Annotated in this window: 32 protein-coding genes and 1 tRNA gene; 23 read left to right on the top strand and 10 right to left on the bottom strand. The window is 64.0% G+C overall.

Features of this window, described 5'->3' with window-relative positions:
• Window positions 1–55: 55 nt before the first annotated feature.
• From ACPUER_RS22860 to ACPUER_RS22815, 10 genes are all read left to right on the top strand, one after another.
• Window positions 56–394 carry a hypothetical protein gene (locus tag ACPUER_RS22860; protein ID WP_012327663.1) on the top strand — a complete coding sequence of 113 codons (339 nt, stop codon included), beginning with the start codon at window positions 56–58 and terminating at the stop codon, window positions 392–394.
• A gap of 149 nt (window positions 395–543) precedes the next feature.
• Window positions 544–726: a Com family DNA-binding transcriptional regulator gene (locus tag ACPUER_RS22855; RefSeq protein WP_425132177.1), complete on the top strand. Its 183-nt coding sequence runs from the start codon at window positions 544–546 to the stop codon at window positions 724–726.
• Window positions 704–1,453: a DNA-methyltransferase gene (locus ACPUER_RS22850; RefSeq protein WP_425132176.1), complete on the top strand. Its 750-nt coding sequence runs from the start codon at window positions 704–706 to the stop codon at window positions 1,451–1,453. The genes ACPUER_RS22855 and ACPUER_RS22850 overlap by 23 nt, the downstream gene beginning before the upstream one ends.
• Before the next feature lie 111 nt (window positions 1,454–1,564).
• Window positions 1,565–2,737, top strand: coding sequence for a phage tail sheath protein (locus ACPUER_RS22845; RefSeq protein WP_425132175.1), 1,173 nt, complete (start codon window positions 1,565–1,567; stop codon window positions 2,735–2,737).
• A 29-nt stretch (window positions 2,738–2,766) separates the two neighbouring features.
• Complete coding sequence (locus ACPUER_RS22840) at window positions 2,767–3,276, top strand: phage major tail tube protein (RefSeq protein ID WP_425132174.1); 510 nt, start codon at window positions 2,767–2,769, stop codon at window positions 3,274–3,276.
• Between the two features lie 32 nt (window positions 3,277–3,308).
• Window positions 3,309–3,620: a phage tail assembly protein gene (locus ACPUER_RS22835; RefSeq protein ID WP_425132173.1), complete on the top strand. Its 312-nt coding sequence runs from the start codon at window positions 3,309–3,311 to the stop codon at window positions 3,618–3,620.
• Window positions 3,620–3,739, top strand: coding sequence for a GpE family phage tail protein (locus ACPUER_RS22830; protein ID WP_014724666.1), 120 nt, complete (start codon window positions 3,620–3,622; stop codon window positions 3,737–3,739). Before ACPUER_RS22835 ends, ACPUER_RS22830 begins: the two co-directional genes overlap by 1 nt.
• Complete coding sequence (locus ACPUER_RS22825) at window positions 3,736–6,498, top strand: phage tail tape measure protein (RefSeq protein ID WP_425132172.1); 2,763 nt, start codon at window positions 3,736–3,738, stop codon at window positions 6,496–6,498. Before ACPUER_RS22830 ends, ACPUER_RS22825 begins: the two co-directional genes overlap by 4 nt.
• 13 nt (window positions 6,499–6,511) lie before the next feature.
• The gene (locus ACPUER_RS22820) at window positions 6,512–6,940 is read left to right on the top strand and encodes a phage tail protein (protein WP_425132171.1); all 429 of its coding nucleotides are present in this window, start codon (window positions 6,512–6,514) and stop codon (window positions 6,938–6,940) included.
• On the top strand, window positions 6,937–8,088 hold the full coding sequence (locus tag ACPUER_RS22815; RefSeq protein ID WP_425132170.1) for a phage late control D family protein: 1,152 nt from the start codon (window positions 6,937–6,939) through the stop codon (window positions 8,086–8,088). Before ACPUER_RS22820 ends, ACPUER_RS22815 begins: the two co-directional genes overlap by 4 nt.
• An 81-nt stretch (window positions 8,089–8,169) precedes the next feature.
• Here ACPUER_RS22815 and ACPUER_RS22810 read toward each other — a convergent pair whose 3' ends face one another.
• From ACPUER_RS22810 to ACPUER_RS22800, 3 genes are read right to left on the bottom strand one after another with little or no spacing between them, the layout of a single operon-like run.
• On the bottom strand, window positions 8,170–8,652 hold the full coding sequence (locus ACPUER_RS22810; RefSeq protein WP_006757085.1) for an OB-fold protein: 483 nt from the start codon (window positions 8,650–8,652) through the stop codon (window positions 8,170–8,172).
• 52 nt (window positions 8,653–8,704) lie between these two features.
• Window positions 8,705–9,499: an alpha/beta hydrolase gene (locus tag ACPUER_RS22805; protein WP_425132169.1), complete on the bottom strand. Its 795-nt coding sequence runs from the start codon at window positions 9,497–9,499 to the stop codon at window positions 8,705–8,707.
• Window positions 9,500–9,553: 54 nt separating this feature from the next.
• Window positions 9,554–10,009 carry a helix-turn-helix domain-containing protein gene (locus ACPUER_RS22800; RefSeq protein WP_212104886.1) on the bottom strand — a complete coding sequence of 152 codons (456 nt, stop codon included), beginning with the start codon at window positions 10,007–10,009 and terminating at the stop codon, window positions 9,554–9,556.
• Window positions 10,010–10,084: 75 nt separating this feature from the next.
• Between ACPUER_RS22800 and ACPUER_RS22795 the strand changes: the two genes are divergently transcribed.
• The 12 genes from ACPUER_RS22795 (at window position 10,085) to ACPUER_RS22740 (ending at window position 17,127) form a co-directional block, all read left to right on the top strand.
• Window positions 10,085–10,321 carry a hypothetical protein gene (locus tag ACPUER_RS22795; RefSeq protein WP_175742678.1) on the top strand — a complete coding sequence of 79 codons (237 nt, stop codon included), beginning with the start codon at window positions 10,085–10,087 and terminating at the stop codon, window positions 10,319–10,321.
• Window positions 10,322–10,324: 3 nt separating this feature from the next.
• A complete protein-coding gene (locus ACPUER_RS22790) occupies window positions 10,325–10,603 on the top strand; it encodes a hypothetical protein (RefSeq protein WP_006757082.1) in 279 nt (92 codons plus the stop codon).
• A gap of 11 nt (window positions 10,604–10,614) precedes the next feature.
• Window positions 10,615–10,863: an ogr/Delta-like zinc finger family protein gene (locus ACPUER_RS22785; RefSeq protein WP_425132168.1), complete on the top strand. Its 249-nt coding sequence runs from the start codon at window positions 10,615–10,617 to the stop codon at window positions 10,861–10,863.
• Between the two features lie 88 nt (window positions 10,864–10,951).
• Window positions 10,952–11,146, top strand: a complete 195-nt coding sequence (locus ACPUER_RS22780; protein WP_425132167.1) for a hypothetical protein — start codon at window positions 10,952–10,954, stop codon at window positions 11,144–11,146.
• Window positions 11,147–11,150: 4 nt separating this feature from the next.
• Complete coding sequence (locus ACPUER_RS22775) at window positions 11,151–11,345, top strand: hypothetical protein (protein WP_425132166.1); 195 nt, start codon at window positions 11,151–11,153, stop codon at window positions 11,343–11,345.
• Window positions 11,346–11,388: 43 nt separating this feature from the next.
• Window positions 11,389–11,583 (top strand): hypothetical protein, encoded by a 195-nt coding sequence (locus ACPUER_RS22770; protein ID WP_425132165.1) that lies wholly within the window; start codon window positions 11,389–11,391, stop codon window positions 11,581–11,583.
• A 4-nt stretch (window positions 11,584–11,587) separates the two neighbouring features.
• Window positions 11,588–11,743 carry a hypothetical protein gene (locus ACPUER_RS22765; RefSeq protein WP_012327645.1) on the top strand — a complete coding sequence of 52 codons (156 nt, stop codon included), beginning with the start codon at window positions 11,588–11,590 and terminating at the stop codon, window positions 11,741–11,743.
• A gap of 2 nt (window positions 11,744–11,745) precedes the next feature.
• Window positions 11,746–12,108 carry a hypothetical protein gene (locus ACPUER_RS22760; RefSeq protein ID WP_425132164.1) on the top strand — a complete coding sequence of 121 codons (363 nt, stop codon included), beginning with the start codon at window positions 11,746–11,748 and terminating at the stop codon, window positions 12,106–12,108.
• Window positions 12,105–12,359, top strand: a complete 255-nt coding sequence (locus ACPUER_RS22755; protein WP_425132163.1) for a hypothetical protein — start codon at window positions 12,105–12,107, stop codon at window positions 12,357–12,359. Before ACPUER_RS22760 ends, ACPUER_RS22755 begins: the two co-directional genes overlap by 4 nt.
• A 2-nt stretch (window positions 12,360–12,361) precedes the next feature.
• Window positions 12,362–15,154 carry a toprim domain-containing protein gene (locus tag ACPUER_RS22750; protein ID WP_425132162.1) on the top strand — a complete coding sequence of 931 codons (2,793 nt, stop codon included), beginning with the start codon at window positions 12,362–12,364 and terminating at the stop codon, window positions 15,152–15,154.
• 678 nt (window positions 15,155–15,832) lie between these two features.
• A complete protein-coding gene (locus ACPUER_RS22745) occupies window positions 15,833–16,099 on the top strand; it encodes a DUF4224 domain-containing protein (protein WP_425132161.1) in 267 nt (88 codons plus the stop codon).
• Window positions 16,100–16,335: 236 nt separating this feature from the next.
• Window positions 16,336–17,127, top strand: coding sequence for a tyrosine-type recombinase/integrase (locus ACPUER_RS22740; RefSeq protein ID WP_425132160.1), 792 nt, complete (start codon window positions 16,336–16,338; stop codon window positions 17,125–17,127).
• A 76-nt stretch (window positions 17,128–17,203) separates the two neighbouring features.
• On the opposite strand, the gene ACPUER_RS22735 is transcribed toward ACPUER_RS22740, so the two are convergent.
• The 7 genes from ACPUER_RS22735 to ACPUER_RS22705 all read right to left on the bottom strand — a co-directional run bounded on the left by ACPUER_RS22735 (window position 17,204) and on the right by ACPUER_RS22705 (window position 22,345).
• Window positions 17,204–17,279: transfer RNA gene (locus ACPUER_RS22735), tRNA-Thr, on the bottom strand.
• A 19-nt stretch (window positions 17,280–17,298) separates the two neighbouring features.
• The gene (locus tag ACPUER_RS22730; RefSeq protein ID WP_425132159.1) at window positions 17,299–17,820 is read right to left on the bottom strand and encodes a ClpXP protease specificity-enhancing factor; all 522 of its coding nucleotides are present in this window, start codon (window positions 17,818–17,820) and stop codon (window positions 17,299–17,301) included.
• A 71-nt stretch (window positions 17,821–17,891) separates the two neighbouring features.
• The gene (locus tag ACPUER_RS22725; RefSeq protein ID WP_006400565.1) at window positions 17,892–18,503 is read right to left on the bottom strand and encodes a glutathione S-transferase N-terminal domain-containing protein; all 612 of its coding nucleotides are present in this window, start codon (window positions 18,501–18,503) and stop codon (window positions 17,892–17,894) included.
• Window positions 18,504–18,597: 94 nt separating this feature from the next.
• Complete coding sequence (locus tag ACPUER_RS22720; protein ID WP_175963213.1) at window positions 18,598–19,356, bottom strand: cytochrome c1; 759 nt, start codon at window positions 19,354–19,356, stop codon at window positions 18,598–18,600.
• 21 nt (window positions 19,357–19,377) lie between these two features.
• Entirely contained in the window at window positions 19,378–20,760 is a 1,383-nt protein-coding gene (locus tag ACPUER_RS22715; protein WP_425132158.1) for a cytochrome b, read from the bottom strand.
• Window positions 20,760–21,380, bottom strand: a complete 621-nt coding sequence (petA, locus tag ACPUER_RS22710; protein WP_034183663.1) for a ubiquinol-cytochrome c reductase iron-sulfur subunit — start codon at window positions 21,378–21,380, stop codon at window positions 20,760–20,762. Before petA ends, ACPUER_RS22715 begins: the two co-directional genes overlap by 1 nt.
• A 218-nt stretch (window positions 21,381–21,598) precedes the next feature.
• Window positions 21,599–22,345 carry a Nif3-like dinuclear metal center hexameric protein gene (locus ACPUER_RS22705; RefSeq protein WP_174417389.1) on the bottom strand — a complete coding sequence of 249 codons (747 nt, stop codon included), beginning with the start codon at window positions 22,343–22,345 and terminating at the stop codon, window positions 21,599–21,601.
• A gap of 21 nt (window positions 22,346–22,366) precedes the next feature.
• Between ACPUER_RS22705 and ACPUER_RS22700 the strand changes: the two genes are divergently transcribed.
• Window positions 22,367–23,572, top strand: a complete 1,206-nt coding sequence (locus ACPUER_RS22700; protein WP_175963215.1) for a Do family serine endopeptidase — start codon at window positions 22,367–22,369, stop codon at window positions 23,570–23,572.
• The last annotated feature ends 125 nt before the right edge of the window (window positions 23,573–23,697 follow it).

The raw sequence follows: 23,697 nt of genomic DNA, 5'->3' as shown, positions 1-23,697 counted from the left end.
CCGCACCACCGCAAACCGCAGTCCCGTTTCACTTTTTTATTTTCAGGAATCGAATATGGCAATCAAGAAAGCTGTCGTTCTCGAATCGACCGGCGCGCAGGCGTCCTATCACGTTGTCAGTAACGTCTCGATCGACGCCGCGTCGAAGTTCACGAGCGGCACGATCCAGAGCTACGTGTCGGAAGCGACGTTCAAGGCGGGGAAACAGCCGCTGCAGGGCGGCGTAACGATTTTCGTGTCGGGCATGCCGGAAGCCAACGAGGGTGCGTTCGCGTATATCCAGCGACGACTGGTGGAACCGAAGCCCGAGGGTGACGCCGCGAATGCTGACGGGTCGATGATGTACGGCTCGACCGACCGCTACATGCTCGCCGGCGGCGAATACGTCGCGTAACACGAGGCAGGAAGAAAAGGACGCGGCGACGTGCGCGATGGTGGAACATCGTGCACGCCCCGCACCAGCAGAGCACACCTGCAGGATTGGCCAGGGCCGCGACACCTCTCGAGAGGCGCCGGCATCCTAGCACAGGCAGGAATCACCCCATGCAGGACATCCGTTGCGGAAGCTGTAACCGCAAACTTGGCGCCGGCGAATACGTCCGGCTCTCCATCAAATGCCCGCGTTGCGGCGCAATGAATATTCTGAGGGCCGCGAGCCCCCTACCCGCAGGCCATCGAGCCTCCGATACGAGGGATTCGCCCCATGCAGCAAACCATCTCCGCTGATCTGATCAACCGTGTGCACCAGGCCGACGCCATGAGCGTCATGCGCGCGCTGCCCGATGCCTGCGTCGACCTGGTCTTCACCGATCCGCCCTACTCGTCCGGCGGCACCACCAGCGCGTCGCGCAGCCAGGCACCGTCGAGCAAGTACATCGGCGGCGACGTGAAGACCGTCTATCCTGAATTCCAGCACGACAGCAAGGATCAACGGTCGTGGACCTTCTGGTGCATGACGTGGCTTGCGGAAGCCTATCGCGTGTGCCGCAACGAAGCGCACCTGGCCTGCTTCGTCGACTGGCGCCAGTTGCCGAGCCTCACCGATGCGATCCAGGCCGCCGGCTTCACCTGGCGCGGCGTCGCGGTGTGGGACAAGACGAGCGGCCGCACGCGGCCGCGCATGGGTGGCTTCGCGCAGCAGACCGAGTTCCTGGTCTGGGCGACGAAGGGCGCCGTGCGACGCGCCGACGTGTATCTGCCTGGCGTGTTCTCCGAGCGCCTCGCGCATCCGAAGCGCCATATGACTGAAAAGCCGGCGCAGCTCGCGCGCGACGTCGTGCGCCTGGCGCCGGTCGGCGGCGTCGTCCTGGACCCATTCGCCGGGTCCGGCACGTTCCTCGCCGCGGCGAAGGAAGCCGGCCTGAACTGGATGGGTTGCGAGCTCGAACCGACTTACCACCAGGTCGCGACGGCGCGCCTGGCCGAGCTGGATGCGCTGCCCGTCGCGGCATAGCGACGGCCTGCAGCGGCTTCGGTTGTGCCCGGCCGCTGCACAACCTCCGGCGCGTGATCTCCGCGCGCGCGGAAGGCAATCTTTCGGAAGGCTCACTTCCGGGAGAAAAGCTTGCCTTCTGATTACCACCACGGCGTACGCGTCATTGAAATCAATGACGGTACGCGCCCCATTCGCACGGTCAGCACCGCCGTGATCGGCCTGGTCAGCACCGGCGACGACGCCGATGCCGCCACCTTCCCCGAAAACCGGCCCGTGCTCATCACGGACGTGCAGGCCGCGATCGGCAAAGCTGGCACGAAGGGCACGCTCGCGCGCTCGCTGGACGCGATCGCCGCGCAGACCTCGCCGCTGATCGTCGCCGTGCGCGTACCGACCGGCAAGGATGCAGACGCCACGACCAGCAACGTGATCGGCACGACCAACGCGGACGGCCAGTACACCGGCATGAAGGCGCTGCTCGCCGCGAAGAGCCGGCTCGGCGTGAAGCCGCGCGTGCTCGGCTGCCCTGGCCTCGACACGTTGCCGGTTGCAACCGAGCTGGCGACGATCGCGCAGAAGCTGCGCGGCTTCGGCTACGTCAACGCATTCGGCGCGAAGACGAAGGAAGAAGCCGTCGCCTACCGCGCGAATTTCGGCCAGCGCGAGCTGATGACGATCTGGCCGGACTTCGTGAACTGGAACACCACGACCAACGCCGAGGACATCACCTGGGCGACGGCGCGCGCGCTCGGCATGCGCGCAAAGATCGACGAGGGAACCGGCTGGCATAAGACGATCTCGAACGTCGTCGTGAACGGCGTCACCGGCATCAGCCGCGACGTGTTCTGGGACCTGCAGGACCCGAACACCGATGCCGGCTACCTCAACAGTCACGAGGTCACCACGCTCGTGAACGCGAATGGTTACCGTCTATGGGGTTCGCGTACCTGTTCCGAGGACAAGCTGTGGGCGTTCGAGAACTACGTGCGCAGCGCCCAGGTGATCGCCGACACGATGGCCGAGGCGCACCTGTGGGCAGTCGACCAGCCGATGAGCCGCACGCTGATGCGCGACGTCGTCGACGGCGTGAACTCGAAGTTCCGGGCGTGGAAAAACGCCGGCTACCTGATCGACGGCGAGTGCTGGTTCGATCCGGCCGCGAACGAAAAGGACTCGCTCAAGGCGGGCCTGGGCTTCATCGACTACGACTTCTGTCCGACGCCGCCGCTCGAAGACCTGACGTTCCGCCAGCGCATCACGGACCGGTACCTGGTCAAGTTCGCGGAAAGCATCGCCGTCTGACGGCCCGCTACTCACCATAGGAAAACGCAATGGCTCTGCCATCCAAACTCAAGAATTTCCTCGTGTTCGAGGACGGTGTCTCGTTCGTTGGCGAGGTGCCGGAAATCCAGTTGCCGAAGCTCACGCGCAAGATGGAGGCGTATCGCGGCGGCGGCATGAACGGCGAGGTCGACATCGACCTCGGCATGGAGAAGCTCGAGCTGGGGCTCACGATGGGCGGCTTCATGAAGGAGATGTTCAAGACGTGGGGCACGTCGAAAGTCGACGGCGTCACCGTACGATTCGCCGGCTCCTATCAGCGCGACGACACCGAGGAAGTCGATGCGGTCGAGGTATACGTGCGCGGCCGCTACAAGGAGATCGACCCCGGCAAGGCCAAGGCCGGCGACAACGCCGACCAGACCGGCACGATGTCGCTCACGTATTACCGCCTCGTATCCAACGGCGAGACCCTGATCGAGATCGACTTCCCGAACTTCATCGAAATGGTTGGCGGCGTCGATCGCCTCGCCCAGCAGCGCCGCGCGCTCGGCCTGTAACCCCTACCCACTCCACACTCAAAGGAATGACCATGTCTCTGAAACGAACCGACGCGCTGCGCCTCGATACCCCGATCGTGCGCGGCGAGCAAAAAATCGACGCCGTCACGCTGACCATGTCGGGCAGCGGTGCGCTGCGCGGCGTCACGCTCACCGACGTCCTGCAGCTCGACGTGATCGCGCTGTCGAAAGTCCTGCCGCGCATCAGCGACCCGGTGCTGACCGAGCCCGATGTGCTGCGCATGGACCCGGCCGATCTGGTCAAGCTCGGCACGGAGCTCGCCGGTTTTTTGGTACCGAACTCCGTCAAGCAGGACGCATCCCTCGATCCGTCGACGAAGTGATGGCCGACATCGCCCTCGTTTTCCACTGGACGCCTGACGTGATGAATGCCATGTCTCTTGATGAACTGATGACCTGGCGCGAGCACGCACGCGTCCGTTACGAACGGGGCGATGAATGAGCGATCGCTCCCTCCGCCTCGAGGTCGTCCTCAAGGCGCTCGACCAGGCGAGCCGCCCGATCCGCGAGATCGCCACGAAGAACCGCACGCTCGTGAAGGAGCTGCGGGATTCCCGCGCGCGCCTCAAGGAACTCAACGATACGCAGCGGCGTATCGGCGAGTTCCGCGAAATGCGCACGGGGCTCGCCAACACATCGACGAAGCTCGCCGACGCACAGAAGAAGGTCAAGGAACTCGCGAAGTCGTTGCATGCGGTCGGGCCTCCTTCGCAGCAGATGATTGCTGAGCTGGCGAAGGCGCGGCAAGCCTCTTCGAGGTTAGGCACCGCATTCAAGAAGCAATCCGCCAGTGTGGACGAGCTGCGCAACCGGCTCGCTCGCGCCGGCGTCGACACGGGCAAGCTTTCCCAACACGAGCGCACGCTGCGCACCGACATCGCTGCGACGACCGGCGCGATCGACGCCCAATCGCGTCGGCTCGACGCCCTGAACACCCGTCAGAAGCGCATTGCGGACGCGCGCGCCAAAATGGGCGCCATGCGCGGCGCGGCGGCCGAAATGGCGATCGGCGGGTATGCCGCGCGCGCGACCGGCTCGCATATCCTCAACGATCTGCGCGAGCCGCTGGCCGAGGCGAAGAAGGTCCAGAACGAGCGCGGCCGAATCCAGGGACTCGGCCTGGGCGATCGCGCCACGCAGGACGCCGAGCGCTACGTGCGCGCGATGAAATCGCCCGGCGTGGCGATCGCCGAAAACATGACGCTGATGCGCGACGCGATGTCCATCTTCGCGGACGAGCATCACGCGCAGATGGTGATGCCGACGCTCGCGAAGATGAAGTTCGCGAACGAAGCGATGTTCGGCGCCGGCCAGGGGCACGAGAACGAAGAGAAGTTCATGAACATGCTGAAGGTGATCGAGCTGCGCGGCGGCACGAAAAGCGAGGCAGCGTTCAAGGGCGAAGCGAACATGGTCCAGCAGGTGCTGACCGCGACGGGCGGCCGCGTCGGCGGCGACGAGTGGCGCAACTTCATCCAAACCGGCAAGGTCGCGGCCAAGCAGATGCGCCAGGACGCGTTCTATTACCAGATGGAGCCGCTGATTCAGGAAATGGGCGGGCATGCCGCCGGCACCGGCGTGCAGGCCGCATACAGCAACCTAATGCAGTGCAAGACCACCGTGCGCGCGGCGAAGCGCCTGGTCGAGCTGGGGCTCGTCGACAAGAAGTCGGTCGAGTACAACACGATCGGCAACGTGAAGCGCATCAAGCCTGGCGCGCTGATTGGCGGCGATCTCTTCAACGCGTCGCCGTTCGAGTGGCTGGAGAAGGTGCTGCTGCCGAAGCTGAAGGCCAAGGGCATCACGTCCGACGCGAAGATCCTGGAGGAATTCTCCACGATCATGACGAACGGCAACGGCGCGAACCTGTTCGCCACGATGTACATGCAGCGCGAGCAGATTCACAAGAACGAGAAGCTGAACCGTGGCGCGTACGGCATCGACAAGCTGCACGAGCTGGGCCAGAAGCAAACGGAAGGGAAGGAGCTGATCGCGCTCGAGAAGGTGCGCAACCTGCGCACAGTCATCGGCGAGCAGGTGTTGCCCGTGTACAACCGCGCGCTCGAGCTGACGACGAGCGTGCTTGAGCGGCTGCTCGGCTTCGCGAAGGAATACCCGAATTTCACGCGTGCTGTCGCGATCGGCGCGGCCGGGCTCGGCGTGCTGCTCGCCGTGCTCGGCACGCTGACGATCGCGCTTGCGGGCGTTCTTGGGCCACTGGCGATCGTGCGCTTCAGCATGTCGGTTCTCGGCATCCAGGGCGGCGTCCTCGTGCGTGCGCTCGGAGCCGTCGCACGAAGCCTGCTGTTGGTTGGTCGCGTAGCGTTGTTGAATCCGATCGGCCTTGTGATCGCTGGGATTGCGCTGGCCGCCCTCCTCATCGTCAAGTATTGGGAGCCGATCAAGGCGTTTTTCGCGGGGTTCTGGCAAGCGCTCACCGACGGCCTGAAGCCGCTCGCGCCGCTCGTGAGCCGAGCCTTCGCGATTCTCGGCACCGCGTTCGCGCCGCTCAAACCCCTGTTCGATTGGCTGACGGGCACCCTGAAGGGAGTGTGGGACTGGCTTACACGGCTGCTGGCCCCCATCGACGCCAGCAAGAAGAGCCTCGACGCCGCAACAGGTGCCGGCCGGGCCTTCGGCACATGGCTGACCGACATCATCGTCGGCCTCGCTCAGGCATCGGCCCGCTTCGCCGAGTTCGGCTCAAACCTGATGTCCGGACTCGTCAACGGGATCACGAATGGCCTCGGCGCCGTGAAGACTGCGATCCAGTCCGCTGGCGACAGCGTGGTCGGCTGGTTCAAGGAACGGCTCGGCATCCATTCGCCAAGCCGCGTGTTCGCGGCGCTCGGCGGCTTCACGATGGCCGGTCTCGAGCAGGGCCTGCGCGAAGGTCAGGACGGGCCGCTGTCGACCGTGCTCGAGGTCGGCAAGCGCATCGTCGCCGCCGGTGCCGGCATCGGCATCACGGGCGCGGCAATCGCCGGCGGCGCACCGCTCACCGTCGACAACCGGCCGCCGCTCACGGTCGCGGCCGCCGCCGCCCGCGCGCCGGCCGCGCCGGCGCCGATCACGATCCAGGTGTACGCGGCGCCGGGCATGGACGTGCATGCGCTCGCGCAGGAAGTTCGCCAGGTGATGCGTCAGGAACAAGCCGCGCAGGCCGCGCGCGAGCGCTCGCGTCTGCGCGACCGGGATTGAAGGAGAGGTTCTCATGATGATGGCGCTCGGGCTGTTCGTGTTCAGCCTATCGACACTGCCCTACCAGGAGCTGAAGCGCCGGCGCGGCTGGCGCTACGCGAGCAACAACCGCGTCGGCAAGAAGCCCGCGCGGCAATACGTCGGCGAGGATGATGAAACCGTTAATCTGTCCGGCGTGCTGCTGCCCGAGCTGACCGGCGGCGACCTGTCTCTCGCCGTCATCGAGGCGATGGCCGACCAGCACACCGCCTGGCCGCTGATCGAGGGTACCGGCCACATCTACGGCATGTTCACGATCGACAACATCGACACGACGCGCACGCTGTTTTTTGACGACGGCACCGCGCACCGCATCGAGTTCACCATTGCACTGACGCGCAACGACGATATCGACATGCTCGGCATCGTGACCGACGCTATCAAGGGGGCGATCTCGCTATGAACCTCGCCGACATCCCCGGCGCCGACCTGGTGCAGAAGGTCGTACTGGCCGACGATCGCGTGCCGCGCGCGATTTATTCGATCACGCTGAACGGCAAGAACATCACGAAGAAATTCGACGGCCGGCTGATCTCGATGACGCTGCAGGACAACCGCGGCTTCGAGGCCGACCAGCTCGACATCAGCCTCGACGATTCGGACGGCGCGCTCGAGATCCCGAGTCGCGGCGTCACGTTGAAACTGTCGATCGGCTGGGCCGGCGCCGCAAACGGGCTGGTCGACAAGGGCGAATTCATGGTCGACGAAGTGCGGCACACGGGCACGCCCGACGTACTGACGATCCGCGCGCGCAGCGTCGATCTGCGCGCCGGCCTGTCGATCAAGAAGGAGCGCTCCTGGCACCGGCAGACGGTCGGCGCCATCGTGCGCGCGATCGCCAGCCAGAACAAGGTCGAGGCGCGCATCAGCAAGGCGCTCGACGCGCAGCTCGTCGACCACATCGACCAGACGGCCGAATCGGATGCCAATCTGTTGTCGCGCCTGGCGAAGATGTTCGATGCGATCGCGACCGTGAAAAACGGCCTGCTGTTGTTCATCAAGGCCGGCGAAGCGACCACGGCGAGCGGCAAGCCGTTGCCCGCCGTCACAATCACGCGCGACGTCGGCGACCGGCACGAGTTCGGCGTCGCCGATCGGGATACGTATTCCGGCGTGCAGGCGTTCTACCTCAACACGCGCACGGCGAAGAAGCAGTCGACCACGGTGAAGCGGCGCCGGCGGCGCACGACCGCGAAGAAGAAGCCGATCGACAAGAGCGGCGACGTGTTGTTCGGCACGGCCGAGAACGTAAAGACGCTGCGGCACACGTATGCGAACAAGGGGAACGCGACACGGGCGGCGAAGGCGGAATGGGAGAAGTTACAGCGCGGCGTCGCAGAATTCAGCATTGTGCTGGCGCTCGGCCGGCCCGAGCTGATGACCGAATTACCTGTAACCGTGCGCGGTTACAAACGTGTCATCGATGATTGCAACTGGATCATCGCGCGCGTTACACATACGATCGACGGTAACGGCGGATTTACATCGGACCTCGATCTAGAGGTCAAGGCGAGCGAGGTGCCGGAGATCGAATCCGAAGGAAGCGAGTAGCGCCCTCGACGGACGAACCGTTTGCCCGCCGCATCAAAAAAGCCCGCAATCGCGGGCTTCAGCTTACTGGCGCACCGACTGTTACGCCGGCGTGCAATCACGCAGCATCGGGCTACCGATCAGGCGGCCATCACCTTCGCAGGTCCACGTCACTTTCTTGCCTTTCTCGAGCGACGCCGCAAGTGCTTCATGTTCTTTGCTCAAGTACGCGTTGACGGGCATGAATTCGTTACTGGACCGCAGCTTCACCACGATATTGTCGAACGCATCCTTATCGATGCTCTGAATCGTTCCGCTCACCGACAGGGCCTTGCCCTTGTATTTTTGATCTGCGGCAACTTCGTTTTTCTCGTATGCAGTGAAAAGCGCTCCGGCGGTCACACTGACTTTCTCAACCGGCTTGGATGCCTCGCTTACCGAGTTCGAGGCAGTCGAAGTTCCGGTTGCTGCGTTCGACGCTGTCGATGTTCCCGTGGTCGGCTTCTCGCCAAAAATGGCTCCCACGATCCCGATAGCGAAAACGACACCGACGACGATGCCAAGCACTTTGAGCAGTTTCTTCATAGGTCCCTCGGATAGGTAGCGCGTTGCGCCTGTTAGAAATTGGTATAGGAGGTCATCGGCGAGCCGCATCGGCTTTCTGCCATGCTGCCCCGCCCTCGACAGCGACGCACTGCCGGCGAACACCGGCCTGCATGACGACGCTGCCTGGTGAATAGCGATCACCGCCGTACTCGCAATGCTGCGCAGGCTCTGCGGCCTGGGCTTGCGAGGGCGTATCAGGTTGGTGCGCCCCGACGTACTGCACGGCCGCAATGACCGCCGCTGCAGTTGCCACGATCGACACTGCAGGCCAAACCCATCGGTGCTGTTGTTGAGTTGGTGCCGGTGCAGGCCCTGGTGCGGGTGATGGCGCGGAAGTTGGAGCCTGCGCCGCCACAACCACCCGCGCCGGTTCGGCCGCTCGAGCCGACGCAGCGACAGCCGGAGGCACCGGATGCTCTTGACGCGACTCGCTCGGTACGACTGATTGCGACGAGGCGACCGTCGCCGCTTTGTCTTCCCGGTGTCCAGGCGCAGCAGGTGCCTGACCTAGCGTACCGTTCCGTATCCAACCGTCGAGGTACTTGATTGCCCGCTCGTACACATTGCGCGGCATCTCATCCATTCGCTCGAAGTCGAACACCGTCATGAGCCGGCGGTACACCATCAATTTATCGGTGCCTGTCTTCTCTTCGATCTCGAATGCTTTTCGCGCGATCGCATTGCGCTGCCTGTCGCTGATGAATTTCGGCACGAGCGGCTTCGATTCACCGCCGTGGAAGTGCACATTGACGTTCGTTTGCGCACTGTTGCTCTTCACATCCCCGCCGGCGACTTGCCCGACATCACCACTGAACTTCTGATTCATTGACTTCTTTTTCTCCTACGGCTGGCCCTGCCGTTTAGTGCTCTTTCGCTGTTGTCAGCTTTCCCGCTTCTTCTTCCGTCCTGCACTGCCCATGTTGATGGAGAAGGGTGCCGTCACGTCGCCCGTGACATGCTGACCGACATTTGCGCCCTCGAAATTCTGCTGAACGGTCGTGGTTTTCGTGGCCTTCGGCGCAGCTGGTGCCTGCGTCATTCCGCCAATCATGCCGAGCACGCCGGCGCGCCCCTGCGCGTCGAGCGAACGGTACCCCGCCAGCAAAACATGTTCGTCGGCCGATAGCTCCAACGTGCTGTGTTGCCCCGTCAGGACATAAAGCACGTCGACCCCGACTTGGGCGACGGCTGACAGATACCCCCAATCCGGCGAACGATCACCGCTTTCGTAGCGACTCTGGGCGACATTGGTTGTCCCTGCTCGGTCGGCTAGCTCCCCCTGTTTGAGGCCCAGCCGCTTCCGTTCCGCTTTCAAACGCTCACCGAAAATTTCCATATTGGCAAGTTTTCCATTGCAATTTGCCAATTACACTTGGCTTGTGCAAGGTTAACGAAGGGAAAGTATACCGCCATGCTTCGCAAGAAAGCTCCCGTCACACGCTCGCCGCGCGGCGTGCTATCCAGCAAGCCCGTCTACATGCGGCTCATGCCGAACGAGCGCCGCGCGCTCGAAGAACTGTCCGCGTTCCTGAACCGCTCCACGTCTAGCGTCGCTCGCCTGATCTACCTCGAGGGCGTTGAGCAGTACCGCGCCAAAGTTACTGGCTCGGCTGCTCAACCGCACTCAAGTTCTTTTGCCGGGCGTTGAGTCATGCAACCGCCCGCTCTCATCGAACCCGCGTTGCGCCATGCGCTGCATGGCCCCAAACGTCACGAAGTACAAACAGCGCTCGGATGGGACGACTCCGAAGTCAGTCGCTTCCTGAGCGGAGGCAAAGGCATCGTCATCGACAAGATTGACACACTTGTTGCAGCGGTGGGCTTCGTCTGCGTGACCCGCAAGTATCTCGACGCTGTCGCAACCTTGGGCGAAGTCGGCATGTTCTGCCAATGCGCGCGCCAAGGTCGCGGCGAATGCAGCCGCCCGTAGGAGCATCCGGAATGAAATTGAAGTGCCATCACTGCGGCAGCCGCGCCGTCATTCGAACCAGCCGCATGCTTTCGCAACTGTCGCGTGAGTATTACTGCCAGTGCGAGAACATCGAGTGCTCGCACACGTACCGGGCAATCATGTCGGCGACTCACACGATCGCCCCGAGCCTGCGCCCTAACCCGAAGGTGTTCCTGCCTGTCGCCAAGGTCAAGCGCCTGCCACAAGACCCTCGACAGCTCTCGCTGATCGACGCCTAAGCCCTAACCCGTTTTTTCGCTGAACACCCATCGCGCCCGCTTCGTGGGCGTGAGGGGCTCCTTTTGCCTGAAATTTCCTGGAGGCCGTATGCAAACCGTGACCACTGCTCCGATCGCTGCAATCGTTGAATCGCTGTCCTACGACGAGCGCATCGCTTACCTCACGAAGATCTCCGCCGCCGACGTGCGCGTCGACGTGTTCGTCGCTTCCGCGCGCGCCCTCGGTTTCGTCGTGTCGTGGGACCTCGCACGCGGCACCCCGGTGCTCGCCTGGATGCACTGACGCGATGCGCGCGCCCCTCACCGACGCCGAGCTGCGCAAAGCCTGGAACGACCTGGGCATCGTCGGCCACTTCGATTCGGCGACTCCCGCTGTGCGGCTGGCCCTGGAATGCACGGCATCCGTGATTCGGGAACGGAAGCAGGCTCGCGTGCCACCGCCCGTCGACGTGAAGCGCCTCGCAGCTAACGACAACGACTGATCCATCCGCGCCGGCCGCCGGCGCACGCAACTGGACCCACACCATGAAGCCCTACGTTTTCAGCATCGGCGTGCTGCTGATGCTTTCCCTTTCCCTCACCGGCGTCTACTGCCTGGCCACCGATGTGCTGCGCCTGTTCGACGTTCGAAATGCTCGCGCGATCGCTTTCCTGATCGGCTTCGTCGCGATGTTCGTGCTGGTCGCGGCGCTCGCCTGGTCCGTCCCGCCGCGAGGGTGATGCGATGGAGATCGAACTGAAACTTGGCAGGCGGAAATGGCTGCTCGAAATGGTCGACGAGGTGCGGACGGCCGAACTCGGCACTTGGGCATGCGTTCTGCTGAAGATCGAAATATGCGACGTGCTCAACTCGCTCGGCGGCATGGCCGGGGAGTGGTGAACATGAAGCACGAACCCACCATCCGCTACGAGCTGCTGACGACGGCCGGCCTGCGTACCGTCGCTGGCGATCACGTCGTCATCCCCAACGACGCCGGCGCCGCATTCGGCATCCACGCCGAGCCGCACGTACGCGACGGCCACCCCGAGAAGTGGATCGTCACTCACCTCGCGTCGGGCATCCGGATCGGCCACGGCGCAACGCGCACCGCAGCGCTTGCCAGCGCGACGTCGAACGTCGAGCGCAACCGTGACCGCCTGCGCGCCACGCTCGACCAGGCGATGACCTCGCGCTACGAGCTGCAGCACGCCGTTCAACGCCTGCAGCAAAACCATCACGACATCCTCGGAGGCGCCGCAGCATGACGCACACGAACACCCCTCACGACGCGGCGCTCGTGGCCTCCATCGCGGCGGCCGCCGACGCCCTTCGCTTCGACCATGAACCCGGCGGCCTGCAACGCGTCGCGGTGCTCGCGCTGTTCGTCAGCGTCCTTGGCGATCGCCTGGCGCTTGCCTTCCCCGCGTCGGCCGGCGCGCTCCGCGCGCTCGTCGACAGCCCCGCGACACCCGGCAACCCTGCCGCCCTCTCCCTGCATCAACAGCAACAGCAATAACGATGGCCTCGATCGACGAACTGAAACAACGCATCGACCTGCACGACCTCGCTGACCGACTCGGCATCAAGCGCGGTCGCGGCGGCGACAAGGCGCTCTACCACTCGCCGCAGCACGACGACAAAAGCCCGTCCCTGTCGATCTACGTGAACCACCCGAAGCACGGCACCGGCTGGCGCGACCACAGCGCCGACGTCGGCGGCTCGTGCATCGACCTGGTAATCCACGCGCGCGGCGGCACCGTCGCCGACGCGGTGCGCTACCTGCACGACGCGTACGGCATCCCGCTCGATAGGCCGGCGCAGGCCGAGCGCCGCGAGAAAACGACCGTCGAATACATCGCCGATCGGTGCTTTGCCGAGCGTGACCAGGTGCGCGACTACCTCGCCGGCCGCGGCATTTCCGCCGCCGCGATCGACGCGGCGATCGCCGCGCGCTCGCTCGGCTTCAACACCTGGACCAGCTCGAAGGTCGCAGCCGGCGAAGTGGGCCACGGCGGTCCAGCTGCAGCCTTTATCGTGCGGGCGCTCGAAGACGGCCGCGTTGTATCGGTCGACATGCGCTACGTCGATCCGGCGCTCAACGGGGGCAGCAAAACGTCCTGCCAAGGCGACCGGTCCGGCTACGGTTGGACCGCCGACGCGCGCAAGCTGATGAAGGCACAGCGCGTCGTCCTCGTCGAAAGCCCAATCAACGCGCTGTCGATCGACACCTGTGCGATGCCCGGTACCGCCGCGCTCGCGCTGCGCGGGTTGGCGAACGTCGACGGCATCGACTTCGCGTTCCTGCGCGGCAAACAGGTCATCGTCTGCCTGGACAACGACGAACCGTTCGCAGACGGCCACCCGCGCGCCGGCCGCCGCCCAGGCCCCGAAGCCGCCTGGGCGCTCTACGAACGACTTACGGCGCTGAACATCAGCGCCATGCTCGTCGACCAGGCCAGCTGGCTCGCCGACCTCGCGGATGGCGAGAAGACCGCCAAGCCGATCAACGACGTGAACGACTACCTGCAACTGCGCGGCCCGGTCGAGCTGGCGCGCGCGCTCGACCAGCTCGAACCATGGCTGATCGCCGGCCTCGCCGGCGACGCCACGCGCCGCGGCCGGCCGCGCATCTTTCTGCCATCACACGACTTCGCGCAATACTGGCGTTTCCGTGTCCGGCCCGACTTCACCAGCTACATCACGAAGATGGACCGCAACGAGGAATCGGGCGTCGAGACGCCCGTGGTGACGGATCTGTGCGGCTTCCGTATCGCCGGCATCAGCCGCGTGTCAGTTGCGAGCGCGACGTCGACGATGACGGGCGACGCCGACCAGGCGCCCACCGTCTATTTCGCCGTATCGGTGCAGGCGCCGCGCCATGGCGCGCAGCTCGTGCGCCGCGTGATGCTCGACGACCAACTGCACAACGTCGACCAGTGGGGGAAGTTTGGCCCGATCTGGGCGCCGGCGCCGTTCAAGCGCATGGTCAACATCCTCGAGCGCGGCGCCGACCTCGGCGCGCGCCAGGCGGCAAACTTCGTCGGGCTCGCGTGGCGCGACGGCCGCCTGATCGTCAACGAAGGCCCGGACTGCTACTTCACCGAAGCCGACAAGCAGTGCCCGTATCACAACCTGACCTTCCCGACGGGCCCGGCCAGCGACGCGCGCCGCGTCATCACCGCGTACCAGGCGACGTTCAAGCAGAACGCCGCGACGATTCCGCTCGTGTGGGCGCTCGGCGGCCACCTGAAGGCATTGCTCGGTTTCTGGCCGCACATCACGATCCAGGCGAACAAAGGCGCCGGCAAGTCGACGCTCATCAAGCGCCTCGAGCGCTCGCTCGCGTTCACGATGTTTTCCGGGCAGTCGCTGCAGACCGAGTTCCGCCTGCTGACCAGCATCAGCCACACGAGCCATCCGGTCGGATGGGAAGAGCTGTCCGCGCGCCGGCAGGACGTGATCGACAAGGCCGTCGGCCTGCTGCAGGAGAACTACCAGTACACCGTGACGCGTCGCGGCACCGACATGACGGAATACCTGTTGTGCGCGCCCGTGATGCTGGCCGGCGAAGACGTGCCCGTGCGCAGCCTGCTCGGCAAACTCGTACGCACGACATTGACCGGCAAGCGTGGCCCGCTGATGCCGGACGACCTCCCGCGCTTCCCTGTTCGCCAGTGGCTCGAATTCCTCGCCGGCCTGGACAAGCGCGCCGTGTCCGACCAGTACACCACCCTGCGCGACAAGGCACTGGCCAACTGCCGCGCAAGCGGCGAGGACGACGGTGCGAAGCGCATGGCCGGCAATTACGCGGCCGTCGCGCTCGCCTGGCGCTACCTGTGCGAGTTCGCCGGCATGGACCCGAGCGAAGGCGACTTCCCGCGCGACCTACTTGCTGAGATGAACGGCCACATCGCCGAGACCAGCTCCGATCGCGAGCCGTGGGTCTGGATCATGGAAACCGTGCTGTCAGAGATCGACGGCGGCAACTACAAGCACCCGTTCACGTTCGACACCGTCGACGGCGAGTTCTGCCTGCTGCTGCGCACCGGCCACGTGATGGACCACATCGCCCACACGAGCGCGCTGCGCGACAAATGGAACGGCCTACCAGTGAAATCCGACCGCGTGTTCAAGGCCCAGCTCAAGCACGCCGGTGTCGTTGTCGGTGAGAAGGAAGTCGAGCGCCGCATCTACACCCGCCGCGTGCCGTACCTCACCCCGATCTCGCTGGACCGCCTGGCCAGCTTCGGCCTGCACGTGTCCATCCGCGAAGATCTGGCGACCGATGCGCGCCAAGGGGCTGCAGCGTGACGCCCTCTCAGCCGATGCGGGCGCCGTGCGGCCGCCCCCTTCCCTCATTCTTTCTGGCCGCGTAGCGGCCCTGGAATCGGGTTTCCGGTACGTGCGTCGATGCGCGCAGCAATCGGCGCACGTCGTCACGCGGCCGCCGTGCGGTCCGCTCCCCCCCGTCCCCCCCGCAAGTCGAAACGGCCTGGCAACTACGCGGGCCTTGAGGGAGAGGGGGCGCGCGGGCTGGTTTTTCCACAGGGAACGGGCAGGCAGCACACGCGAATCGTGGTTTTCGGGGCTGTCCGCTCGTAAGTCTTTGATTGTTGAGAAGAGTGCCGCCATGAATCGCATTCGAATTGCCACTAGTCGAGCCGTTTTTGCCACTAGTCCGATTTTCGCGCCGACCGCCGTCGCTCCTTTTTCTCTTCTCTCTAATTCATTGAAAAAGAAGAAGAAGGAATACGGAGAAGGGCAGGAAATCCGCCGGAAAGCCGTGCCACGAGTCGAGCGCGTTTTGCCACGAGTCGCGGACGCTGCCTATTTTTTAGGCCACGAGTCGGAAGTGGGTGCCACGTGTAATTCGTGGCAACTAGTGGCGTACGCAACCATTTCAAATCAACGACTTACGAGCATTTTTCGCGAAAACCACGAGTCCACTAGTTGTTCTGCGTGTCCCCTCTTTACGCGGTGAAAATCACCATGCAAGAATATTCCGGCCGCATTTCGCAGCGCGGCGCCGGCCCGTACCTCGGCCGACAAGAACTGCGCGAATTGACCGGTACGCCGCAACGCGCGCGCCAACTCCTGTGGCTGGCTAGACAGGGTTGGCCGCATGTCGTCGACGTGCACGGCCGCGTGTTGGTCGCACGCGCTTACCACGACAAACAGATGGGCATCATCGAATCGAAACATACGCGCGCACCACAGCCCGCCGCGCCCACATCGCTGAACCTCGGCGCAGTGTGATGGCAGGCAAGGCACAAACTCCCGGTGCAATTCCGCGCTTCCGTTCGCGCAAGAACGCAGACGGCTCCCTGCGCTACTACTACGACCACGGCGAGGTGGACGGGCGGCGCTTTCTCGAACCGCTCGGAACTGATCGCGTCGTCGCGCTCCAACGTTGGGCCGAGTTCGAAGGGACGCGTGCACCGTCGTCGGAAACGACACGGCACACGTTCGCGATGCTCGACCAGGCTTACCGCGTGCGCGAGCTGCCGCAGAAGTCGCCGGCGACGCAGCGCATGTACGACCTGTTCCTGTCCCGGCTCGCGGGCGTCATCGGCGATCGCGAGCTCGACACGCTCACGCCGGCCGACGTCGCGACGATCTGGCGCGCCACGGCAGAGAAGCGCGGCGTCGTGACAGCGAACCGCACGAAGGCCGTACTGTCGCTGGTCCTGAACTGCGGGCGGCTGTGGAGCATGATGACGATCGCAAACCCGTGCGCTGGCGTGCGTGGTAAGAAGGAGAAGGGTCGCCAGGACATCCTGATCGATGACGAGCTGTATGCATCCGTTTACGCCGTCGCCGACGTGCCGCTGCGAAACGCGATGGATCTGGCCGACCTCTGCGCGCAGCGCCCGTCTGATGTCCTCGGTGTGTTGAAGTCGAACATCGTGAAAGGCAACCTGATCTTCCGCACCCGCAAGACCGGGGCGTTTGTCACCATCCAGATCACGGGCGACCTCGCTGCGTTGATCGACCGGTTACTCGCCTGGCGCGGAACAAAGGTCGACGTCTCGCCCTACCTGCTGCGCGACGAGCAAGGCTATCCGCTCACGAAGGGCAAGCTGCGTTCGCGCTTCGACAAGGCGCGCGAGCTGGCCGGCATCGAGAAGGCGAAATTTCAGTTCCGCGACCTCCGCGCGCGCGGCGTCACGCACAAGACGATCGACGAAGGGCTGGAGGCAGGGCAGCGCCTGGCAGGACACAGCGGGCCAGGCATGACGGCGCGCTACGTGCGCGGCACGCGGCCCGTAAAACCGTCTCGCTGACGCTGATTGGAAACGTGAGGGGCGGATTGGAAACGCGAAGGGGCTACGCAAACATCGCGTAACCCCTTGCTGGATATGGTGCCGGCTGCAGGACTCGAACCCGCCACCTGATGATTACAAGTCAACTGCTCTACCAGATGAGCTAAGCCGGCGTAAGCGGGAGATTCTACCTCATTTCACGATCTTGAGGCGAGGTCTGGAGCCGCCTTTCGAGCCGTCGCCGTCGGTTTTCGGCGGTTCGTCGGCACCTTCGGAGGGTTCCTCGTTCGCGCCTCGCTCCGCAACCGGCGTCAGTGCGGCAGGCGACTCGTCGCGCTGCACATCATCCGCCGGCGCGGTTTCTTCGTCGAACGTGCCCGAATCCTCGCCTTCGCCCGCGACCGCATCGACCTGGAACGCCATCCCCTGCCCGTTCTCGCGCGCATAGATCGCGAGCACGTTGGCAACCGGAATCTCGATCTTGTGCGCCTTCCCGGAGAACCGGGCAGTGAACTCGATCCACTCGTTGCCCATCTGCAACTGGCTCGTCGCCTCGAAGCTGATGTTGAGCACGATCTCGCCGTCACGCACGAACTGACGCGGCACGCGCGTCGAGTTGTCGACCCTCACCGCGATATGCGGCGTGTAACCGTTATCGGTGCACCACTCGTACAACGCGCGCAGCAGATAAGGCTTCGTTGAAATCTCTTGCATCACAATCCTCGAACCCGGAGCGGGCGCGCGGCACGCCGCGCCGCCTGCTCCGTCTTGCCTTCATTGCATCATCAACGACGCATGACCTTTTCGGACGGCGTCAGTGCTTCGATATAGGCCGGACGGCTGAAGATCCGTTCGGCGTACTTCATCAGCGGCGCAGCGTTCTTCGACAGCTCGATGCCGTAGTGATCCAGACGCCACAGCAGCGGCGCGATCGCGACGTCGAGCATCGAGAACTCCTCGCCGAGCATGTACTTGTTCTTCACGAAGATCGGCGCGAGCTGCGTCAGGCGATCGCGGATCGCGAGGCGTGCCTTCTCGTGATTCTTCTCCGCTGCCTTGCCCTTCTCGTTCTCGAGCGTGCTGACGTGAACGAACAGTTCCTTCTCGAAGTTGAGCAGGAACAGGCGCGCGCGTGCGCGCTGCACGGGGTCGGCCGGCATCAGTTGCGGATGCGGGAAGCGCTCGTCGATGTACTCGTTGATGATGTTCGATTCGTACAGGATCAGGTCACGCTCGACCAGGATCGGCACCTGACCATACGGGTTCATCACCGAAATGTCTTCCGGCTTGTTGAACAGGTCGACGTCACGGATTTCGAAGTCCATGCCCTTCTCGAACAGCACCAGCCGGCAACGCTGGGAGAACGGGCAAGTTGTGCCGGAATACAGAACCATCATATTTGCGTTTCCTCAAAAAAGCCGTGGGCCGGCACGCGGCGAAACCCCTTTCACGGGTTCCGCGTTGCGTCGGCCCCACGCCGGTCAGGCGTGTTTACTTGATGTCTTTCCAGTACGCGGCATTGAGCCGCCAGGCCAGGAAAGTCAGGACACCGAGAAAGACCAGCACCCACACGCCGAGGCGCTTGCGGGTATGCTGGGCCGGCTCGGACATCCATGTCATATAGGCCACCAGGTCGGCAACCGCAGCATCATAGTCCGGTGACGACAACGTCCCCGGCGTGACCTGCTGGAAGCCGACGAGCGTGTGGGCCTTCTCGCCCGTCTCCTCGTCCGTCTTGTCTTCGAATTTGGCGATGCGCTGCCCCTGCAGCTGCCACAACACATGGGGCATGCCGACGTTCTCGAACACCGCGTTGTTCCAGCCGGACGGCCGCGTATCGTCGCGGTAGAAACTCCGCAGATACGTATACAGCCAGTCGCGGCCGCGCGCGCGCTCCTCGACCGACAGGTCGGGCGGCGAGGTGCCGAGCCAATTCTTCGCGTCTTCGGGCCGCATCGCGACGGACATCGTGTTTCCGACCTTGTCGGTCGTGAACAGGAGATTCGTTTCGATCTCCTTCTGGGATATGCCCAGATCCGTCAGACGGTTGTAGCGCATCAGGTTCGCGCTGTGGCAGTTCAGGCAATAGTTTACAAACAATTGCGCGCCGTGCTGAAGCGAAACGAGATTTTCCGTGTTATCGGGCGCCCGGTCGAGCGGAAAATTACCTTCCGCCCGCACGCCCGGCGCCGCCAGCAGCGCACACGCGGTCGCCCCGATCAGCGCGAGTGTCGAAAGCAGTTTCTTCATGTCGTTCTCTCCTCGCTCACGTTAATGGGGCTTGAAGCGCACCCGCTCCGGCGGCTGCTTGAACGTGCCAAGCTGCGTCCAGACGGGCATGCCGAGGAAGAACGCGAAGTAGACCAACGCGCAGGCCTGCGCGATCAGCGTCGCAACCGGCGATGGCGGCCGCGTGCCGAGGAACGCAAGGGTCAGGAACGCCGCGACGAAGATCCCGAGGAACACCTTGTGGAACAACGGCCGGTAGCGGATCGACTTCACCGGGCTACGGTCGAGCCACGGCAGGAAGAACAGCGTGATCACCGCCGAGCCCATCACGACGACGCCCCAGAACTTCGACTCCGTCAGGTACATGAATACGACGATCGCCGCGGCCAGCACGGGCAGCCCGACCTTCCACTTGCCGCGTGCGCGGATCAGCGCGAGCACGCCGAGCGCCGCGATCGCGATCATCAGCACGATCTTGAACGGGTCGGTGGTCGCGCGCAGCATCGCGTAGAACGCGGTGAAATACCAGACCGGCGCGATCTCGGGCGGCGTCTGCAGCGGGTTCGCCGGGACGAAGTTGTTCGCCTCGAGGAAGTAGCCGCCCATCTCCGGCGAGAAGAACACGATCAGTGCGAAGACCATCAGGAACACGCACACGCCGAGGAAATCGTGCACCGAGTAGTACGGATGGAACGGGATGCCGTCGAGCGGAATGCCGTTCTCGTCCTTCTTCGCCTTGATCTCGATGCCGTCCGGGTTATTCGACCCCACTTCGTGCAGCGCGACGAGGTGCGCGATCACGAGGCCGATCAGCACGAGCGGAATCGCGATCACGTGGAACGCGAAGAAGCGGTTCAGCGTGACGTCGGACACGACGTAGTCGCCGCGAATCCACAGCGACAGGTCCGGGCCGACGAACGGGATCGCCGAGAACAGGTTCACGATCACCTGCGCGCCCCAGAACGACATCTGGCCCCACGGCAGCAGGTAGCCGAAGAACGCCTCGGCCATCAGGCACAGGAAGATCGCGCAGCCGAAGATCCACACGAGCTCGCGCGGCTTGCGGTACGACCCGTACAGCAGCCCGCGGAACATGTGCAGGTAGACGACCACGAAGAACATCGATGCACCGGTCGAATGCAGGTAGCGGATCAGCCAGCCCCACGGCACCTCGCGCATGATGTACTCGACCGACGCGAACGCGAGCGTCGAGTCGGGCTTGTAGTTCATCGTCAGGAAGATGCCCGTGACGATCTGGTTGACGAGCACGAGCAGCGCGAGGGAGCCGAAGAAGTACCAGAAGTTGAAGTTCTTCGGCGCGTAGTACTCGGAAACGTGCTTCTTCCACGTGGACGTGAGCGGGAAGCGCTGGTCGATCCAGCCGGTGAGACCTGTCGTGGAGACTTCCTTGTTGTCGGCGGCCATCACGCTTCTCCTTTCTCGTCCTTGCCGATCACGAGGGTCGTCGCCGACGTGAACATGTAGGGCGGGATGTCGAGATTCTGAGGCGCCGGCTTGTTCTTGAACACACGGCCGGCGAGGTCGTAGGTCGAACCGTGGCACGGGCACAGGAAACCGCCCGGCCAGTCGTCCGGCAGGTTCGGCTGCGGACCCGGCGTGAAGCGTTGGCTAGGCGTGCAGCCGAGGTGCGTACATACGGCCATCACGACGAGAATGTTCTTGCGATCGGTCCGCGCGCGATATTCGTTCGCGCAATATGCGGGCAACGGCATCGAATACGGGGACTTCGTGGTCGGATCGGCCACTTCCTTGTCGGCCTTGACCACGTCGGCCAGCATCGAATCGGTGCGATTCAGGATCCAGACGGGCTTGCCGCGCCACGGCACGGTGACCATCTCGCCGGGCTTCAGGCTGCTGATGTCGACCTCGACCGGTGCACCGGCCGCTTTCGCTTTCGCGGACGGCGCAAGCGACGCCGCGAAAGGTATGACGGTGGCTACGCCTCCTACGCCACCTGCTACGGATGTCGCAATCAGCCAGGTACGGCGGCCGCTGTCGACGCGTTTCTCTTCCTTGTCTCGCATCACACGCCCCACTTCTGAGTTGGATTTTCCGTCACGACTTTCCATTCCGCCGCTAGTTTGCTCGAATGGAGTCGTCATTTACAAGGCCCGGAGATGAAAATCCCTTCGAAGTGATTGATAGTTAAGGGTTATCCCCCACTATCGGAGCGATTAAATCATTTCTCTTTTAAGCGTCCGCTACATTGCAGAATTTCGATGCGCTGCCGCAAATCCGGCGTTCAGACCGGATTATGAATATCGATAAAAAGGTGTTCGAGATCGAATTCTTCCGACAAGTGGGCGCCAAGCGCCTGGATTCCGTAGCGTTCGGTCGCATGGTGCCCTGCCGCAACGAACGCGACACCGCTTTCGGCGGCCGTGTGCGTCACGTATTCGGACACCTCGCCCGTCAGGTATACGTCCGCGCCGGCGTCGATCGCCGCGTCGAAATAGCTCTGTGCGGCGCCCGTGCACCACGCGATGCGGCGCAGCTGCAGGTCCGGATCGCCAAGCACGAGCGGCGTGCGGCCGAGCGTGCGCTCGACCTTCGCGACGAAGTGCTCGAGCGTGACGGGCATCGGCAGCGTCGCCATCCAGCCGAGGTCACCGTCGCCGAAACGCTGCTCGCCGATCAGCCCGAGCTTCTCGCCCAGCTGCGCGTTGTTGCCGAACCGGGGGTGCGCGTCGAGCGGCAGGTGGAACGCGAACAGGTTCAGGTCGTTCGCGAGCAGCAGCTTCAGGCGCTGGTACTTGCGGCCGGTGATCTGCGGCGCCTCGTTGCGCCAGAAATAGCCGTGATGAACAAGCACGGCATCCGCCCCCCATTCGAGCGCGGCTTCGAGGAACGCGAGCGACGCCGTCACGCCGGTGGCGATCTTCTCGATCTTGCGGCGCCCCTCGACCTGGAGGCCGTTCGGGCAATAGTCCTTGAAGCGCGCGGTTTCAAGGGTATTGTTCAAGTACAATTCAAGTTCGATCCGATCCATATAAACCTCTAATCCATTCAGATGCTTAGACGCTTCTGGCTGTTCTTCGCGCAGGCGGTTACCGTGCTGCTCGCGCTGATGTTCATCGTCGTGACGCTCAAGCCGCAATGGCTGCAACGGCAAGGACAGCTCGGCAAGCAGCTCGCGACGCCGATCGTTGCGCTGCGGGAAGTCGCGCCGGGCATCGGCGGCGCACCGGCGACCACGTCGTACGCCGACGCCGCGCAGAAGGCGATGCCGGCCGTCGTCAACGTATTCTCCAGCAAGGACGGCTCGCTGCCGCCCGACCCGCGCGCGAAAGATCCGCTGTTCCGCTACTTCTTCGGCGACCGCAACGCCCGCAAGCAGCAGGACGAACCGGCAGCCAACCTAGGCTCGGGCGTTATCGTGAGCCCTGAAGGTTACATTCTAACGAACCAGCACGTCGTGGACGGCGCGGACCAGATCGAGGTCGCGCTCGCCGACGGGCGCACGGCCACCGCGAAGGTGATCGGCAGCGATCCCGAGACCGACCTCGCCGTGCTGAAGATCAACATGACGAACCTGCCGACAATCACGCTCGGCCGCTCCGACCAGTCGCGGGTCGGCGACGTCGTGCTCGCGATCGGCAACCCGTTCGGGGTCGGCCAGACGGTTACGATGGGGATCATCAGCGCGCTCGGCCGCAACCACCTCGGCATCAACACGTTCGAGAACTTCATCCAGACCGACGCACCGATCAACCCCGGCAACTCGGGCGGCGCGCTGGTCGACGTGAACGGCAACCTGCTCGGCATCAACACGGCGATCTATTCGCGCTCGGGCGGCTCGCTCGGCATCGGCTTCGCGATTCCGGTATCGACCGCGCGCACCGTGCTCGAAAGCATCATCACGACGGGTTCGGTCACGCGCGGCTGGATCGGTGTCGAGCCGCAGGACGTCACGCCGGAGATCGCCGAGTCGTTCGGGCTCCAGCAGAAATCGGGCGCGATCGTCGCGGGCGTGCTGCAGGGCGGCCCGGCCGACAAGGCAGGCATCAAGCCGGGCGACATCCTGGTCACGGTCAACGGCGAGGAAATCACCGATACGACGAAGCTGCTGAACGTCGTCGCGCAGATCAAGCCGGGCACGCCGACCAAGGTGCACGTCGTGCGCAAGGGCAAGGAGTTCGACGTGAACGTCGTGATCGGCAAGCGCCCGCCGCCGCCGAAGCAGGCGCTCGACGAACAGGACAGCGATACCGAATGACGTTCACGGCCGGCGCGCCGACCGTGAACGGAAACGCAAAAGGGCAGCCGGTGGCTGCCCTTTTGCTTTGCATCGAAGACCTTGTTGCCGCGGATGTGACCTCAACGCCCGCTTTGCTTTGCTCC

The sequence above is a fragment of the Burkholderia sp. DN3021 genome, assembly GCF_049805555.1.
In the GTDB taxonomy this organism is placed as follows: Bacteria; Pseudomonadota; Gammaproteobacteria; order Burkholderiales; family Burkholderiaceae; genus Burkholderia; species Burkholderia pyrrocinia_C.
This window is presented reverse-complemented; position numbering and strand designations above follow the sequence as displayed.